15 protein-coding genes are annotated in these 14,206 nt (G+C 75.1%); 4 read left to right on the top strand and 11 right to left on the bottom strand.

The genetic code is table 11. The features are described from left to right. Positions 1–14: 14 nt before the first annotated feature. From ACGF7U_RS29470 to pepN, 6 genes are all read right to left on the bottom strand, one after another. The gene (locus ACGF7U_RS29470) at positions 15–1,052 is read right to left on the bottom strand and encodes a helix-hairpin-helix domain-containing protein (RefSeq protein WP_393112214.1); all 1,038 of its coding nucleotides are present in this window, start codon (positions 1,050–1,052) and stop codon (positions 15–17) included. A 263-nt stretch (positions 1,053–1,315) separates the two neighbouring features. Next, positions 1,316–2,173: a DegV family protein gene (locus ACGF7U_RS29465; protein WP_393112212.1), complete on the bottom strand. Its 858-nt coding sequence runs from the start codon at positions 2,171–2,173 to the stop codon at positions 1,316–1,318. Positions 2,174–2,212: 39 nt separating this feature from the next. Next, entirely contained in the window at positions 2,213–2,842 is a 630-nt protein-coding gene (locus ACGF7U_RS29460; protein ID WP_393112210.1) for a histidine phosphatase family protein, read from the bottom strand. Beyond that, positions 2,839–3,249, bottom strand: coding sequence for a ribosome silencing factor (gene rsfS, locus ACGF7U_RS29455; RefSeq protein ID WP_393112208.1), 411 nt, complete (start codon positions 3,247–3,249; stop codon positions 2,839–2,841). Before rsfS ends, ACGF7U_RS29460 begins: the two co-directional genes overlap by 4 nt. Before the next feature lie 110 nt (positions 3,250–3,359). After that, positions 3,360–3,956, bottom strand: a complete 597-nt coding sequence (nadD, locus tag ACGF7U_RS29450; protein WP_393112206.1) for a nicotinate-nucleotide adenylyltransferase — start codon at positions 3,954–3,956, stop codon at positions 3,360–3,362. Positions 3,957–4,027: 71 nt separating this feature from the next. Then, complete coding sequence (gene pepN, locus ACGF7U_RS29445) at positions 4,028–6,544, bottom strand: aminopeptidase N (protein WP_393112204.1); 2,517 nt, start codon at positions 6,542–6,544, stop codon at positions 4,028–4,030. A 69-nt stretch (positions 6,545–6,613) separates the two neighbouring features. On the opposite strand from pepN, the gene ACGF7U_RS29440 reads away from it, so the two are divergent. Beyond that, a complete protein-coding gene (locus ACGF7U_RS29440; RefSeq protein ID WP_088992395.1) occupies positions 6,614–6,832 on the top strand; it encodes a DUF397 domain-containing protein in 219 nt (72 codons plus the stop codon). A 221-nt stretch (positions 6,833–7,053) separates the two neighbouring features. Here the strand turns inward: ACGF7U_RS29440 and ACGF7U_RS29435 are convergent, their stop codons facing one another. Next, positions 7,054–7,464 (bottom strand): hypothetical protein, encoded by a 411-nt coding sequence (locus tag ACGF7U_RS29435; protein WP_393112202.1) that lies wholly within the window; start codon positions 7,462–7,464, stop codon positions 7,054–7,056. 292 nt (positions 7,465–7,756) lie between these two features. On the opposite strand from ACGF7U_RS29435, the gene ACGF7U_RS29430 reads away from it, so the two are divergent. Continuing rightward, the gene (locus ACGF7U_RS29430; RefSeq protein ID WP_393112200.1) at positions 7,757–9,004 is read left to right on the top strand and encodes a cytochrome P450; all 1,248 of its coding nucleotides are present in this window, start codon (positions 7,757–7,759) and stop codon (positions 9,002–9,004) included. A gap of 52 nt (positions 9,005–9,056) precedes the next feature. On the opposite strand, the gene ACGF7U_RS29425 is transcribed toward ACGF7U_RS29430, so the two are convergent. Further along, complete coding sequence (locus tag ACGF7U_RS29425) at positions 9,057–10,229, bottom strand: zinc-dependent alcohol dehydrogenase (RefSeq protein ID WP_393112198.1); 1,173 nt, start codon at positions 10,227–10,229, stop codon at positions 9,057–9,059. Further along, complete coding sequence (locus ACGF7U_RS29420) at positions 10,226–10,861, bottom strand: cyclase (RefSeq protein ID WP_393112196.1); 636 nt, start codon at positions 10,859–10,861, stop codon at positions 10,226–10,228. Before ACGF7U_RS29420 ends, ACGF7U_RS29425 begins: the two co-directional genes overlap by 4 nt. A 146-nt stretch (positions 10,862–11,007) precedes the next feature. Between ACGF7U_RS29420 and ACGF7U_RS29415 the strand changes: the two genes are divergently transcribed. Together ACGF7U_RS29415 and ACGF7U_RS29410 are read left to right on the top strand one after the other, a co-directional pair. Further along, a complete protein-coding gene (locus ACGF7U_RS29415) occupies positions 11,008–11,745 on the top strand; it encodes a class I SAM-dependent DNA methyltransferase (protein ID WP_393112194.1) in 738 nt (245 codons plus the stop codon). Continuing rightward, on the top strand, positions 11,742–12,863 hold the full coding sequence (locus ACGF7U_RS29410; RefSeq protein WP_393112192.1) for a glycosyltransferase: 1,122 nt from the start codon (positions 11,742–11,744) through the stop codon (positions 12,861–12,863). Before ACGF7U_RS29415 ends, ACGF7U_RS29410 begins: the two co-directional genes overlap by 4 nt. A gap of 185 nt (positions 12,864–13,048) precedes the next feature. Here ACGF7U_RS29410 and ACGF7U_RS29405 read toward each other — a convergent pair whose 3' ends face one another. Together ACGF7U_RS29405 and ACGF7U_RS29400 are read right to left on the bottom strand one after the other, a co-directional pair. Continuing rightward, complete coding sequence (locus ACGF7U_RS29405; RefSeq protein ID WP_393112190.1) at positions 13,049–13,732, bottom strand: DUF3618 domain-containing protein; 684 nt, start codon at positions 13,730–13,732, stop codon at positions 13,049–13,051. Continuing rightward, positions 13,729–14,181, bottom strand: coding sequence for a phage holin family protein (locus ACGF7U_RS29400; RefSeq protein ID WP_393112188.1), 453 nt, complete (start codon positions 14,179–14,181; stop codon positions 13,729–13,731). The genes ACGF7U_RS29405 and ACGF7U_RS29400 overlap by 4 nt, the downstream gene beginning before the upstream one ends. Positions 14,182–14,206: the final 25 nt, after the last annotated feature.

Raw genomic sequence — 14,206 nt, 5'->3', positions numbered from 1 at the left:
CCAGCCGCCCGTCGTCACACCGTCACCAGATCCTTGAGCTGCTCGTAGCGGGCGTCGCCGATGCCGTCGACCTGGCGCAGGTCGCCGACCGAACGGAAACCGCCGTGCTGGTCGCGGTGGGCGAGGATGCGCTGGGCGAGCACCGGGCCGACCCCCGGCAGAGCGTCGAGCTGCGCCAACGTCGCGGTGTTCAGGTTGAGGCGACCGCCCGGTCCCGGGGCGGCGCCCGGGGCGCCGCCGGGCGCCGCCCCGGGCGGTGGTGCCGCGCCCGGCGGTGCGGCGACGCCGACCAGGATCAGCTCCCCGTCGGCGACCCTGCGGGCCGGGTTGAGCAGGGCCACGTCCACCCCCGGCAGCGCCCCGCCGGCCGCCTCGACGGCGTCGGCGACCCGCGCGCCGGCCGGCACCCGGACCAGCCCGGGACGGCGCACCTTGCCGGCGACCGCCACCACCAGCTCGCCGGCCGGCGACGCCCCCGGTTCCACCGGCCCGCTCTCCGACAGCACGGGCGGCCCGCCGCTGGCCACCGGGGGGACCGGCTCGGCCTGGGGCCGGGACCGCCAGGCCCAGAGGGCGGCCCCGAGCACCACCAGCACGGCGACGACGGCCAACGCCCGCACACCCCGCCGCCCGGGGTCGAACGCCCCCGGCCCCGGCAGCCGGGAGCGCGTCGCGGCCTCCGGCGACGCCCCCGCGGCCTCCGGCGGCGCACCGGGTTCCGGCAGCGCCGCCCGCCCGGTCGGCACCGGTGCGAGGGCCGGCGCCGAACGGGACGTCGGGGCGGCACCGGGATCGGGCCCCCGCCACGCCGGCTGCTCCGGGTCCGCCCCGGGCTGCGCTGCCGGCGGGGCGGCACCGGGACCCGGTCCCGGCCACGACGGCGACCCCGGGTCGGCCCCGGCCGGCGCGGAGCCCGACGTGGCCGGTGCCGGCGGGGGCCACCCGGCGTGGTCGGGGAAGCGGACCTCGCGCGCCGGCGGACCGACCGACGGCAGGCCCGCCACCAGCCGGCGCAGTCGGTCCCGGACCACCCTCTCCTCGTCGTCTGACACGACGCGAGGCTAGGGCCGTGGCGGCCGTCCGGAGGGCGGGCACCGGCCCGGCTGTGGACGGCGGAGCCCGCTGTGGACAACCGCCTGATCATGCCCGAGCTGTGCTAGGGCCCCGGAAATCCGCTGCTCAGCAAGGCTGCGGGTCCGGACCGAGGACGGACCGTCCACCATCGACCAGCAGGATCACCCCGTTGACGAAGCCTGCCACCGGCGACAGCAGGTACGCGACGGCCGCCGCCGGCGTGGGCGTCGCGGGACCGACGTCAGTCGGCGGTGGGGCGGCGGTGCACGACCACGCAGGCCAGGCCCGGTCCGGCGTGCGCGGCGACCACCGCGCCCGCCTCCGAGACGTACGCGTGGCGCAGGCGGCCGCCCAGCCGGGCGGTCAGCGTCGTCAGCAGCGCCTCCGCCCGCTGAGGCGCGGCCAGGTGGTGCACGGCCAGGTCCACGTCGCTGTCGCCGGCCGCCTCGACGGCCAGGTCGACGAGGCGGGCGACGCCCCGACTGGCGGTGCGCACCTTGTCTTTGACGACGATCGCGCCGTCCGGCATGTGCATGATCGGCTTGACCGAGAGGGCGGTGCCGAGCAGCGCCTCCGCCGCGCCGATCCGGCCGCCCCGGCGCAGGAACTCCAGCGTGTCCACGTAGAACCAGATGCTCGTGCGGCCGATGGCGTCCAGCGTGGCGTCGCGTACGCCCGGCAGGTCCCCGCCCTCCGCGGCGGCCGTGGCGGCGACGACGGCCGGGAAGCCCAGGCCCATGCCGGTCGAGCGGCTGTCGACCACCGCGACCCGGCCCCCGAACTCGGCGGCGGCCAGCCGGGCGGCCGCCACCGTGCCGGAGAGCTCGGCCGACAGGTGCACCGAGACGATGCCGTCCGCGCCGGCGTCGAACAGGTCCCGGTACGTCTGCGCGAACTGCTCCGGGGCGGGGCGGGACGTGCTCACCGAGACCCGCCGGCCGCCGAGCGCCCGGGTGGCCTCGGCGGGGGTGGTCTCCACCCCCTCCAGCCCTTCCGCGCCGTTGAGCACGACGGTCAGCGGCACCACTGTCAGCCGGTGGGCATGCAGCAGCTCGGGCGGGAGGTAGGCGGTGGAGTCGGTGACGACCGCGACGGGCATGCCCGGCACGCTAGCCGATCCCGGCGGGGAACGCCGGGGTCAGATGGCCTCGGTGGTCGCGGGCACAGTGATCAGCCCGACATTGTGGGCGCGCAGGTGCCAACCCCGGGCGTCGTCGTGCCGCAGCTCGGTCCAGTGGCAGTTGGACAGCGACCCCACGGTGCGCAGCACCGCGTGCTCCCAGCCGAGCAGTTGGCCGACGCCCTGGCGGGCGCCGCCGCCGTGGGTGGTCACCACGACGGTGCCGCCGGGAGCGAGGTCGGCGGCGTCCTGGAACGCCGCGCCGACCCGCTTGCCGAGGTCGTCGAGGGTCTCGATGCCGGCGCCCGGGTCCGGGTCACCGGCGCGCCAGCGGGCGTACTCGGCGGGGTGACGCTCGGCGGCCTCGGCGAGGATCAGCCCCTGCCAGAGCCCGAAGTGCCGCTCCCGCAGCCGCGGGTCGGTGCCCACCGGCAGCCCGGTCAGCGCGGCGAGCGCGGCGGCCGTGTCCGCGGCGCGGCTCAGGTCGCTGGCGACGATGGCGTCCGGCCGCAGCGCGGCGAGCAGGGGCGCGGCGGCGCGGGCCTGCTCGCGGCCGAGGTCGTTCAGGGGCACGTCGGTCTGCCCCTGCACCCGGCCGGCGGCGTTCCAGTCGGTGTTGCCGTGCCGCCAGATGATCAGGCGGGTCATTCCGCGGCGGCGGAGCCGGAGCCGGGCTCGGCGTCGACGAGATCCCGGTCGACGAACGGGATCGTGGGGCAGTCCTTCCACAGCCGGTCGAGGGCGTAGAACTCGCGCTCCTCGGTGTGCTGGACGTGCACCACGATGTCGACGTAGTCGAGCAGCACCCACCGGCCGCCCCGCTCGCCCTCGCGCCGGACCGGCTTGGCCTTCTCGGGCAGCTGGAGCAGGCGCTCCTCGATGGCGTCGACGATGGCGAGCACCTGCCGCTCGTTGGGAGCCGCGGCGAGCAGGAACGCGTCGGTGATGGCGAGCTGGTCGCCCACGTCGATGATGACGATGTCCTGCGCCTTCTTGTCGGCCGCGGCCTGGGCGGCGGCGATCGCCAGCTCGTGAGCGCGTTCGGAAACTGTCACCGTTCTCCTTCGATCAACCGTGCGATCCTCCAAGCGTCTCACACACGGCGGAATCCCGACTCGTCAGTTCTGACGCGTTACCCGCCCGAACCGTCCGACAAGGGGGCAAATCACTGCTGGTAGAGGCGCCGTTTGGCGATGTACTGCACCACACCGTCCGGCACGAGATACCAGACCGGCTCCCCACGGGCGACCCGGGCCCGGCAGTCCGTGGACGAGATGGCCATCGCCGGCACCTGCACCAGGCTCACCGTGTCGGCGGGCAGGTGCGCGTCGGTCAACTCGAAGCCGGGCCGGGTCACCCCGATGAAGTGGGCCAGCTCGAAGATCTCGTCCAGGTCCTTCCAGGAGAGGATCCGCTCCAGCGCGTCGGCCCCGGTGATGAAGAAGAGCTGCACCTTCGGGCCGTACTCGGCGTGCAGGTCGCGCAGCGTGTCGACCGTGTAGGTGGGCCCACCCCGGTCGATGTCGACCCGACTGACCTGGAAGCGCGGGTTGGAGGCCGTGGCGATCACCGTCATCAGGTAGCGGTCCTCCGCCGGGCTGACCGGCTCGTCCGCCTTCTGCCACGGCTGACCGGTGGGGACGAAGACCACCTCGTCCAGCCCGAACCGGTCCGCCACCTCGCTGGCCGCGACGAGGTGCCCGTGGTGGATCGGATCGAAGGTGCCGCCCATGATGCCGATCCGCCGGATGTCTTCCTCCACCCCGCGATCCTAGGCCGGACGGAACCGGCGGCCGTCCGGGGCCGCCGGTCCGTCCCGTCCAGCGGGCGCCGTCACGCCGCCGCGGCGGCGACCGCCGTCCGGGCGACCAGCGCCCGACGCAGGTCGTCGTCGGCGTCGGTCACCACCCGGCGCAGGCCGGGCGTGATGTCGTCGCGGGCCAGCAACGCCGCGGCCGCCTCCCGGGTGGGCTGGGCGACGGCGTAGCGGGGGAAGGCCAGGCTCGCGACCCGGTCCGCCACCCAGGGCGTACGCGCCCGCGCGGCGGCGGGCATGTCGGCGAAGTACCGCTCGACGTAGCCGGCCGTCAGCTCGGCCTGCTCGGGCTGCCAGAAGCCCTCGGCGGTCGCCTCGACGAGCCGGTTGGACAGCTCGGTGTTCGACACGACGATCTCCCACGCGGCCTGTTTGGCCGCCGGGTCGGGCAGCGCCGCCCGGCAGCGGGCGGCCCGCTCGGCACCGGTGGCGCTGGGGTCGGCCGCCGCCTCGGCGGCGATCTCCGCCGCGCCGGCCGCGCCGAGCACCACCAGTCGGCGCAGCACCGACCAGCGCAGCTCGGCGTCGACCGCCAGCCCCGCCGGGACGTCCCGACCGGCGAGCCAGCCGGTCAGCAGGTCGGCGTCGGTGGTGGCGGCGATCCAGCCCCGGGCCGCGGCGAGCTGGAGGGACTCCCCGGCCGGGGCCCCGTCGAGCAGCCTCCGGCACGCGTCGGCGACCTGGGCCAGGGCGACCTCGCGGGTGGCCGGGTCGAGGTAGCGGTCGACCAGCGAGCGGCTGAGCGTGAGCACGTCCTCGGCGATGATCACCTCGGTCTCGACGGGGAGCGCGGCGGCGATCAGGGCGACCAGGCCGGCGACCGGCCGTTCCCCGTCGGTGGCGGCGTCGAGCGCCTCGCCCCAGAGCAGCGCCCGGGCCAGGGGGTCGGCCAGGCCGGGCAGCGCCGCGGGCACGGCCTCCGCCGACGCGGGATCGAGCCGGATCTTGGCGAAGGTCAGGTCGCCGTCGTTGGGCAGCAGCAGCCGGGCCGCCGGCTCCCCGGCCAGCTCGGTGAGCACGGTCCGGCCGCCGTCCGCGTCCGGGTCCAGGTCGACCTCCGTGCGGGTGACCGTGCCGTCGGCGGTGTACCGGCCGACGCCGATCCGGTGCGGTCGCGAGACCGGGTGCGTCGCCGGGGCGGTCTGCACGATCGCCACCTCGGTGTAGCGACCGTCGGCGTCGACGGCGACCTCGGCGCGCAGCGTGTTGACCTGCGCCGCGCGCAGCCAGCGCTCGGCCCAGCCGGACAGGTCGCGCCCGCTGGCGGCGCCGAGGCTGCCGAGCAGGTCGGCCAGGGTGGCGTTGCCGAACCGGTGCTTCGCGAAGTGCGCGTTGAGGCCGGCGAGGAAGGCGTCGTCACCGAGCCACGCGACCAGCTGCCGCAGCACGCTGGCCCCCTTGGCGTACGAGATGCCGTCGAAGTTGAGCAACCCCTGGGCCGCGTCGGTCACCTCCGCCGGCGCCACCGGGTGGGTGGAGGGACGCTGGTCGGCGGCGTAGCCCCACGCCTTGCGCCGCAGGGCGAAGGTCGTCCAGGCCCGGTCGAAGCGGGTCGCCTCGGCGGTCACCCGGGTGCCCAGGTACTCCGCGAAGGACTCGTTCAGCCAGAGGTCGTCCCACCAGCGCATGGTGACCAGGTCGCCGAACCACATGTGCGCCATCTCGTGGGCGATGGTGGTGGCCCGCAGCTCGCGCTGGGTGTCGGTGACCGCCGAACGGAAGACGAAGTCGTCGCGGAAGGTGACGAGGCCCGGATTCTCCATCGCGCCGGCGTTGAACTCCGGCACGAACGCCTGGTCGTACTTGCCGAAGGGGTAGCGCTCGGCGAAGAGCTGGTGGAACCGGTCGAGGCACTGCTTCGTGACGGTGAAGATCTCCTCGGCGTCGGCGTCCAGGTGGGACGCGAGCGAGCGCCGGCAGTAGAGGCCGAGCGGGATGCCGTCGTGCTCGTCGCGCCGGACGTGCCAGGGCCCGGCGATCAGCGAGACGAAGTACGTCGCCAGCGGCGCCGTCGGCGCGAACTCCCAGCGCCCCGGCCGGGGGTGGTCGGCGAGCTGACCGTTGGCCGCGACGACCCAGTGCTCCGGTGCGGTCACCGAGAGGGTGACGGGGGCCTTCAGGTCGGGCTGGTCGAACGCGGCGAAGATGCGCTGCACGTCGTCCAGGAAGGCCATGGCGTAGAGGTACGTCTCGCCGTCGGCGGGGTCGACGAAGCGGTGCATCCCCTCGCCGGTGTTCGAGTACGCCATCTCGGCGGCGACGGTGAGCGTGTTGGCCTCGGCCAGCCCGGTCAGCGGCAGGCGGTTGTCGGCCAGGGTGGCGGGGTCGATGTCCCGGTCGTTGAGGCGTACCGCGAGCAGTTTCGCCGGCTTGACCTCGGCGAAGGTCTCCGCGCCGGCGGTGGCCCGGAAGCGGATCGTGACGTGGGAGCGGAACCGCTCGCCACCGCCGGTCAGGTCGAGGTCCACCTGGTAGGACTCGACGGTGATCGCCGCGCCACGCGCGGTCGCCTCTACACGGGTCAGGCTCGGCATCCGCTTATCCTGCCCGATGGGGATCGGCACGTGTCTCCCCATGACCCCGTGGCACTGGAGGACTGAACCATGGCTTCGCACCCCAAGGGCGACTTCGACCTCTCTCGGGCGGTCTGGCAGCGGGCCGAGGGCGACACCTCCGAGAGCGCCGTCGAGGTGGCCTTCGTCGACGACCTGATCGGCATGCGCAACTCGGCGGAGCCGGACGGCCCGGTGCTGGTCTTCACGCAGGCGGAGTGGGACGCCTTCGTCGCCGGCGCCCAGGACGGCGAGTTCGACCTGGACTGACGGCGAGCGGTCGGACGGGGGCGACCAGTTCCGGCGCGGTGGTCCGGCCTGGCGTGGCGGCAATGGTGCGGGCCGGGCGCCCACCGTGGCCGGCCCGCACCACCGGTCAGGTCGCGTGCAGTGGGTGCGCGGCGCGCTCGCGACGGGTGCGACGCACGGGTGCGGGGCCGGCTCGGCAGCGGCGCCGGGCACTCACGCTCGGACGAGTCGCGCGATAGTTGTCAGTCGATGCCCTCGGGCTGGTCGCCGTCGCCCCAGCCCAGCCCGCCGGGGCCGGGGGCGTGGTGGAAGCCCGGATGGCCCGCCACGTCGACGCAGCGCTCGCCGTCCGGGCCGACCGCGCCGCAGAACAGCCGCTCGGCCCGCTGCCATGCCTCGGCCGGTGACAGCGCCGACGCGGCCAGGGCCAGCTCGGGTCGCAGCAGGCTCAACGCCTCCGCGTACCCGACGGCGAGTTCCCGGGCCGACTCCGTGTCGGGGGCGCTGAAGCCCAGGTGCACGGTGAAAAACCGGCCTGGCCGGGCCGGACGGCGGGGCGGGGCGATCAACGACGCGCCGGCGACCTCCGGTCCCGCGCCGAGCCCCTCCAACGCTCGTCGTTGCCGCCAGTACGGCGGCCTGTTGTCGCGCATGCGTCCTCCCCGTGGCGATGGTGGGTGGGCACGTCCTGCTCCTGACGCGCCCGTTCGCGGCCCGGCTGCCGCCCGCCGGCACGCCGTGGGCGCCCGATCGGACCGCTCCCCCGAGCGAACCAGCTTTCCGCGCCCCTGGGAGGGGCCAGCAGGCGTGCCGTCCGGCTGGCCCCTCCCCGCCCGGCGCACGCCGACCCGCGGCGGGATTCAGTCGCGCCGACCTGGGTAGACGCAGAGGCGTCGACAAGCACCGGCCGGCCGACGACGGCCGCCACCCCTGTCAGGAGGCCCGATGGCGACCATCCCGACGGAGCGCAGCCCGGACAGCTCGCTGGCGTTCCTGCGCGACGGCTACCGCTTCGTCGGCCGGCGCTGCGACCGCCACGGCAGCGACATCTTCCAGGCCCGGCTGCTCCTGGAGCGCACCATCTGCCTGCGCGGCCGGCCGGCGGCGGAGCTCTTCTACGATCCCGAGCGCTTCGTCCGCGCGGGTGCCATGCCGAAGCGGGCGCAGCGCACCCTCACCGGGCAGGGCGGCGTGCAGGGCCTGGACGGCGCCGACCACGCCGGCCGCAAGGCCATGTTCATGTCGATCATGACGCCGGACGCGATCCGTCACCTCGGCCGCCTCTTCGACGACGAGTGGCGGGCCCGCGTCCCGGCCTGGGAGGCGGGCGGGCCGGTGGTGCTGTACGACGAGGTCGGCCGGATGCTGACCCGCGCGGTCTGCGCCTGGGCGGGCGTGCCGCTGGGGGAGGCCGAGGTCGACCGGCGCACCGCCGACCTGCACGCGATGATCGAGGGCCCGGCGGCGCTCGGCCCCCGGCACTGGCGTGGCCTGCTGGGCCGCCGCCGGGGCGAGCGCTGGATCGGCGGCGTCATCGACCGCGAGCGCGTCGGCACGCTCCCCGCGCCCGAGGGCAGCGCGCTGCGCGTCATCGCCGAGCACCGGGACGCCCGAGGGCGGCTGCTCCCCCGCCGGATCGCGGCGGTCGAACTGCTCAACATCCTGCGCCCCACCGTCGCCGTCGACCGCTTCGTCGTGTTCGCCGCGCTCGCCCTGCACGACCACCCGTCGTGGCGGCAGCGGGTCCGCGAGAGCGAGGAGACCGCCGAGAGCTTCGTGCAGGAGGTACGCCGCTTCTACCCCTTCTTCCCGGTGGCCGCCGCCCGGGTCCGCCGCTCCTTCGACTGGCAGGGCTACCACTTCCCGCGCGGCCGGCGGGTGCTGCTCGACCTGTACGGCACCGACCACCATCCGGAGCTCTGGCCGGAGCCGGAGCGGTTCCGCCCGGAGCGCTTCACCGGCTGGCGGGGCGACCCGTTCGGCCTCGTCCCGCAGGGCGGCGGCCAGCACCTGACCGGCCACCGCTGCGCGGGCGAGTGGATCACCATCGAGCTGATGAAGCGGGCGGTGACCAACCTCACCACCGCCATGCGCTACGACGTACCCCCGCAGGACCTGGCGTTGAGCCTGAGCCGGATGCCGGCGCTGCCGCCGAGCGGCTTCCTGATCACGAACGTCCGCCGTACCGCCTGAGCGACGCCGCACCGCCCGCGGGGGCCGGGCCGGCCCCCGCGGCGCGGGCGGGTCAGGCCGGGTGCAGGACGGAACGCAGGCAGCCGTCCTGCTTCTTCTCGAACACCTCGTAGCCGCGCGCGCCCTGCTCCAACGACATCGGATGGGTGGCCAGGTAGCCCGGGTCGATCTCGCCGGCCGCGAGCCGGTCCAACAGCATCGGGATGTAGCGCTGGGCGTGCATCTGCCCCATCCGCAGCACCAGCGCCTTGTTCATCGCCGCGCCGAGCGGGAACTTGTCCACCAGCCCCGCGTAGACGCCGACGATGCTCACCGTGCCGCCCTTGCGGCAGGCCATGATCGCCTGCCGCACGGAGGTGGGCCGGTCGGTCTGCAACCGGGCGGTCTGCTTCGCCTTGTCGTACGCGTACACCGGGCCGACGTCGTGGGACTCCATGCCGACCGCCTCGATGCACGCGTCCGGCCCCCGGCCGGCGGTCATCTCGCGCAGCGCCTCCAGCACGTCGGTGTCCGCGTAGTTGACCGTCTCCACGCCGAGCCGGTCGGCGGCGGTGGCGAGCCGCTCCGGCAGCCGGTCGATGACGATCACCCGCCCGGCGCCGAGGAGCTGCGCGGCCCGGGCGGCCATCTGGCCGACCCCGCCGGCGCCCCAGACCGCGACCACCTCGCCGCCGGTCAGCCCGCAGAAGTCGGCGGCCATCCAGCCGGTCGGCATCGCGTCGGAGGCGAACACCACCGAGTCGTCGGGCACCCCCTCGGGGACCGGGAACGCGCCGATGTCGCCGAAGGGCACCCGGACGTACTCCGCGTGGCTGCCGGAGTAGCCCCCGGCGGCGTGCGAGTAGCCGAGGATCCCGGCCGGCGAGTGCCCCCAGAGCTTCTCCGTGAAGACCGGCTGGGGGTTGGAGTTGTCGCAGAGCGAGTACTGCTCGGTGCGGCAGTACCAGCAGCCCCCGCACGCCACCACCGAGCCGACCACCACGCGGTCGCCGACGCGCAGCCGCCGTACGCCGGGACCGGTCTCCACCACCTCGCCCATGAACTCGTGGCCGAGGACGTCGCCCTCCCGCATCGCCGGCAGGAACCCGTTGATCAGGTGCAGGTCGGAGCCGCAGACGCTGCTGGCCCGGACCTTGACGATGATGTCGCCCTCCGCCCGGATCCGCGGCTCGGGCACGTCGCGTACGGCCAGCTTGCCGACGCCTTCCCAGCAGAGCGCCCTCACGCCCGTCCTCCCGTCGTCAGCCCCTCCCGGACCTTGTCGGTCGCCTTCTCCTGAGCCGGGCCGCGCCCGGACGGGTCCCGCCGGGTGTCGATCACCTGCCCGCACTCGACGAGCGACTTCACCCGGCGCAGCACGTCCCGCAGCGCCTGGTCCGGTTCGTCGCCGCCGACCAGACCGAGCGCCCGGCGCACCGGCCCGGAGCGCCACCGCAGCTCGGCACGGATCTCCGTGCCCCGGTCCCGGGGCGCGGGCGTCAGCTCCACGGTGCCCTCCTGCTCCGGCCCGTCGGTCACCCGCCAGCGCAGCCGGCCGGGGCCGTCGACGGTGATCTCGGCGCGCCACTCGGCGTCGCCGCCGTCCGGGTCGCGCGCCACGCAGCGCCACCGGTTGTCGTCGAGCTGCTCCAGGGTCGCCCACTCGGCCAGCGCCCGGTCCATCCGTTCCCGGTCGGTCCAGAAGCCGATCACCGCCTCGACCGGCCGGTCGACGGTCACCCCGCGCCGCACCACGTACCATCCGTCGCGCCGCTCGGGCTGGTGCCGGCGCCGCCGACGGGCCACCGCCCGGCCGACGCCGACCGCGGTCACTGTGGTGGCGCCGAGCAGCGCCCACCTCGTTCCGTTGCTGGTCATCACGTCTCCTCCACCCGGGCGCCCGGAGCTGGACAGCCCGCATCCGTTGCGCTACCCGGGGCCGCCGGGCCGAAACGACGAACCGGTTTGACCGTCCGATATCCGGGCACCTGCTGCGGGCAACCACCGTCACCAGGGAGACACCGTTGTCCTTCGACGCCAGCGAGTACGGCCGACACGTCGCGGAGGTCTACGACGAGGCGTACGCCCACCTCACGCCGGACGCCGCCGTCGAGCGGCTGGCCGCGCTGGCGGACGGCGGGGCGGTGTGCGAGTTCGGCATCGGCACCGGCCGGCTCGCGCTGCCGCTGGTCGCCCGGGGGCTGACCGTCGCCGGCATCGAGGGCTCCCCCGAGATGGTCGCCGGGCTGCGCGCGAAGCCGGGCGGCGACGCGGTCGAGGTGGCCGTCGGCGACTTCGCCGAGACCCGCGTGCCCGGCGAGTTCGCGCTGGTGGTGCTCGCGTTCAACACGATCTTCGCGCTGCCGGACCAGGCCGCCCAGGTGGCCTGCTTCCGCAACGCCGCCGCCCACCTGCGGCCCGGCGGCCGGTTCGTGGTCGAGGCCTGGGTGCCCGATCCCGGGGCCTTCCGCGCCGGCGGCGCGCTGCGCCCGGTGCGGGTGGCCGAGGACGCCGTGCTGCTGGAGGCGGCCCTGCTGCACCCCGCCGAGCAGCGGATGACCACGACGAAGGTCCGGCTCAGCAACGCCGGGGTGCAGTTGCTGCCGGCCAACCACCGCTACGCCTGGCCGGCCGAGCTGGACCTGATGGCCGAGCTGGCCGGGATGCGCCGCGAGCACCGGTGGGAGGACTGGACCGGGCGGCCGTTCACCGACGGCAGCCGCGACCATGTGTCGGTCTACCGCCGCCCGGAGCGGGCGTGAGCGCCCCCACCCGGCCGGCCGGCGGCGCTCCCGGCCCCGACGGCCCCCACCGCGCCACCCCCGCACCGACCGCTGTCGGCTCCGACGACCACCGGCCCACCCCGGCACGCACCGCCGGCGACCACCACCCCACCCCGGCCCCGACCGCCGACGACCGCCGGCTGCCCGTCGCGTACGTCCTACCGCTGCGCTGGGCCGACGACGCCGGGCTGCCCGAGCTGACCGGCTACCTGCGCTGGCTGAGCACCCGGGTCGACGTGACCGTGGTGGACGGCTCGCCGCCGGAGCTGTTCGCCCGGCACCGGTCGGCCTGGCGCGGGCTGGTCCGGCACCTGCCGCCGGATCCCGCCCTGAGCGGCGTCAACGGGAAGGTGACCGGCGTGCTCACCGGCGTCGGCGCGGCCCGGCACGAACACGTGGTGATCGCCGACGACGACGTCCGGTACGACGAGGCGGGGCTGCGCGCCGTACACCGGCTGCTCGACCGGGTGGACCTGGTCCGGCCGCAGAACTACTTCGACCCGCTGCCCTGGCACGCGTGGTGGGACACCGGGCGGACCCTGCTCAACCGGGCGCTCGGCACCGACTACCCCGGCACCCTGGCGGTGCGGCGGAGCACCTTCCTCGCCATGGGCGGCTACGACCCGGACGTGCTCTTCGAGAACCTGGAGCTGATCCGCACCGTGCGCGCGTACGGGGGCACCGAGGCGGCGCCCGCCTGGCTGCACGTACGCCGGCTGCCGCCCGACACCGGCCACTTCCTGGGCCAGCGGGTCCGCCAGGCGTACGACGACCTGGCCCAGCCGGCCCGCCTGGTGGCCGCACTCGCGGTCCTGCCGGCGCTGGCCGCGACGGTCGCGGCCCGGCGAGCGGGGCTGTTGCTCGGCGCGGCCGCGACCACCGTGGCGCTGGCCGAGGCGGGTCGGCGCCGGGCCGGCGGCACCGTGGTCTTCCCGCCGGCCACCTCCCTGGCCGCCCCGCTGTGGGTGCTGGAACGCGGCGTGTGCAGCTGGCTCGCCGTCGGTCGGCGGCTTTTCTTCGGCGGGGTCCGCTACGCCGGCGGCCGGGTCCGCCGCGCGGCCCACTTCGAGCGCACCCTGCGCCACCACCCCCGCTGACGCAGCCGCCCGCGATCCTGCACGTTCCGCACCGGCACCACGGGCAGCCGCCCGCGAAGGGCTGCGCCAACAGTGCGAGACCGCGGGAGGCGGAACAGCGTCCGGGACGCACGCGACAGCTCGCGGCCCTTCCCGGAGAGGTTCCGGGAGTGGCCGCGAGCTGCGGCGTACGGTGACCGGACCGGTCAGTACCGCACCTGTTCGCGCGACTGCTGCGCCTGGTCCTTCACGTCCTGGGCGGCGGAACGGGTGTCGTCCTTGACGGCGTGCACGGCGTCCTGCGCGGTGGACTTCACCGACTCGGTGGCGTGCTGCGCCGGCTCGCGCAGTTCCTCCTTCAGCTCGCTGGCGACCTCGCCCAGCTTCTCCTTCACCACCCCGGCGTGCTCGCCGGCCTTCTCCTTGACCTGCGTCGCCACCTGCTGCTCGCGGCGGGTCGCCGGGATCAGCGAGGAGGCGAGCCAGCCGACGCCGAACGCGATCAGGCCGGCGGCCAGCGGGTTGCCCTCGGACTTCTGCCGGATCACGTGCGGGGCCCGGTGCGCGGCGTCGCTGACCGTCGAGGCGGCCGACTGCGCCTTGTCACCGACCGCCGAGGCGGCCGAGTGCGCCTTGTCGCTGACGGCGGACGCCGCCGACGAGGCGTGGTCGCCCACCGAGTGGGCGCCGTGCTTGGTGCTGTGACCCAGGTCGGAAGCGGTTCCCATCACCTTGTCCCTCACATTCTGCAGTGCGTTGCGGGCCCGCTGCTTGCGGTCGTCGACGATGCGGGCGGGGCTGACCTTGTACGCCAGCGCGTCCACGTCGGAGCTCAGGTTGTTCCGGGTGGCTTCGATCTCCCGGCGGATCTGGTCCGGGTCGGTGCTCATCGGGTGACCTCCTGCGGGTGGGGCTTGAGCGCGTCGGGGATCCGCTGCACGCTGTCGTTGGTCTGCTTGAGGCCGCGAATCCGCTCGGCGTTCTTCTTGGCCATGGAGTAGAGGACCGCGGCGATCGCGCCCCAGATGACGGCCACGATCAGGGCCGCCCAGCCGGCGTCCATCACGTTGGACAGCCCGGCCCAGAGGGCCAGCGACAGGAACAGGGCCACCATGTAGCCGCCGAAGCCCGCGCCGCCGAAGAAGCCGGCGGCCTTGCCCGCCTTCTTGCCCTCCTGGCGGATCTCGGCCTTGGCGAGCTCGACCTCCTGCCGCATCAGGGTGGACAGGTCGGTGGTGACCTGACGCATCAGCTCACCGATCGAGCTGCTCCTGACCTCGTCCGCGTCGTGGGGGTGGTAACCGGAGTCCAGCCCCGACCCCTGCGTCGGCATGCTCATGCCGCCGCCTCCCTTCGGATGACTC

The organism is Micromonospora sp. NPDC047670 (genome assembly GCF_043204915.1).
Lineage (GTDB): Bacteria > Actinomycetota > Actinomycetes > Mycobacteriales > Micromonosporaceae > Micromonospora.
The sequence above is the reverse complement of the archived record's forward strand: the minus strand, read 5'-3'. Positions and strand labels throughout refer to the sequence as shown.

Bases quoted from the DNA above. Each gene is read 5' to 3' on its own strand.
- ACGF7U_RS29460 (WP_393112210.1), bottom strand. From the start codon at position 2,842: ATGACCCGCCTGATCATCTGGCGGCACGGCAACACCGACTGGAACGCC.
- ACGF7U_RS29430 (WP_393112200.1), top strand. From the start codon at position 7,757: ATGGCGACCATCCCGACGGAGCGCAGCCCGGACAGCTCGCTGGCGTTC.
- ACGF7U_RS29405 (WP_393112190.1), bottom strand. From the start codon at position 13,732: ATGAGCACCGACCCGGACCAGATCCGCCGGGAGATCGAAGCCACCCGG.
- ACGF7U_RS29435 (WP_393112202.1), bottom strand. From the start codon at position 7,464: ATGCGCGACAACAGGCCGCCGTACTGGCGGCAACGACGAGCGTTGGAG.
- ACGF7U_RS29440 (WP_088992395.1), top strand. From the start codon at position 6,614: ATGGCTTCGCACCCCAAGGGCGACTTCGACCTCTCTCGGGCGGTCTGG.
- ACGF7U_RS29400 (WP_393112188.1), bottom strand. From the start codon at position 14,181: ATGAGCATGCCGACGCAGGGGTCGGGGCTGGACTCCGGTTACCACCCC.
- ACGF7U_RS29420 (WP_393112196.1), bottom strand. From the start codon at position 10,861: ATGACCAGCAACGGAACGAGGTGGGCGCTGCTCGGCGCCACCACAGTG.
- pepN (WP_393112204.1), bottom strand. From the start codon at position 6,544: ATGCCGAGCCTGACCCGTGTAGAGGCGACCGCGCGTGGCGCGGCGATC.
- ACGF7U_RS29465 (WP_393112212.1), bottom strand. From the start codon at position 2,173: ATGCCCGTCGCGGTCGTCACCGACTCCACCGCCTACCTCCCGCCCGAG.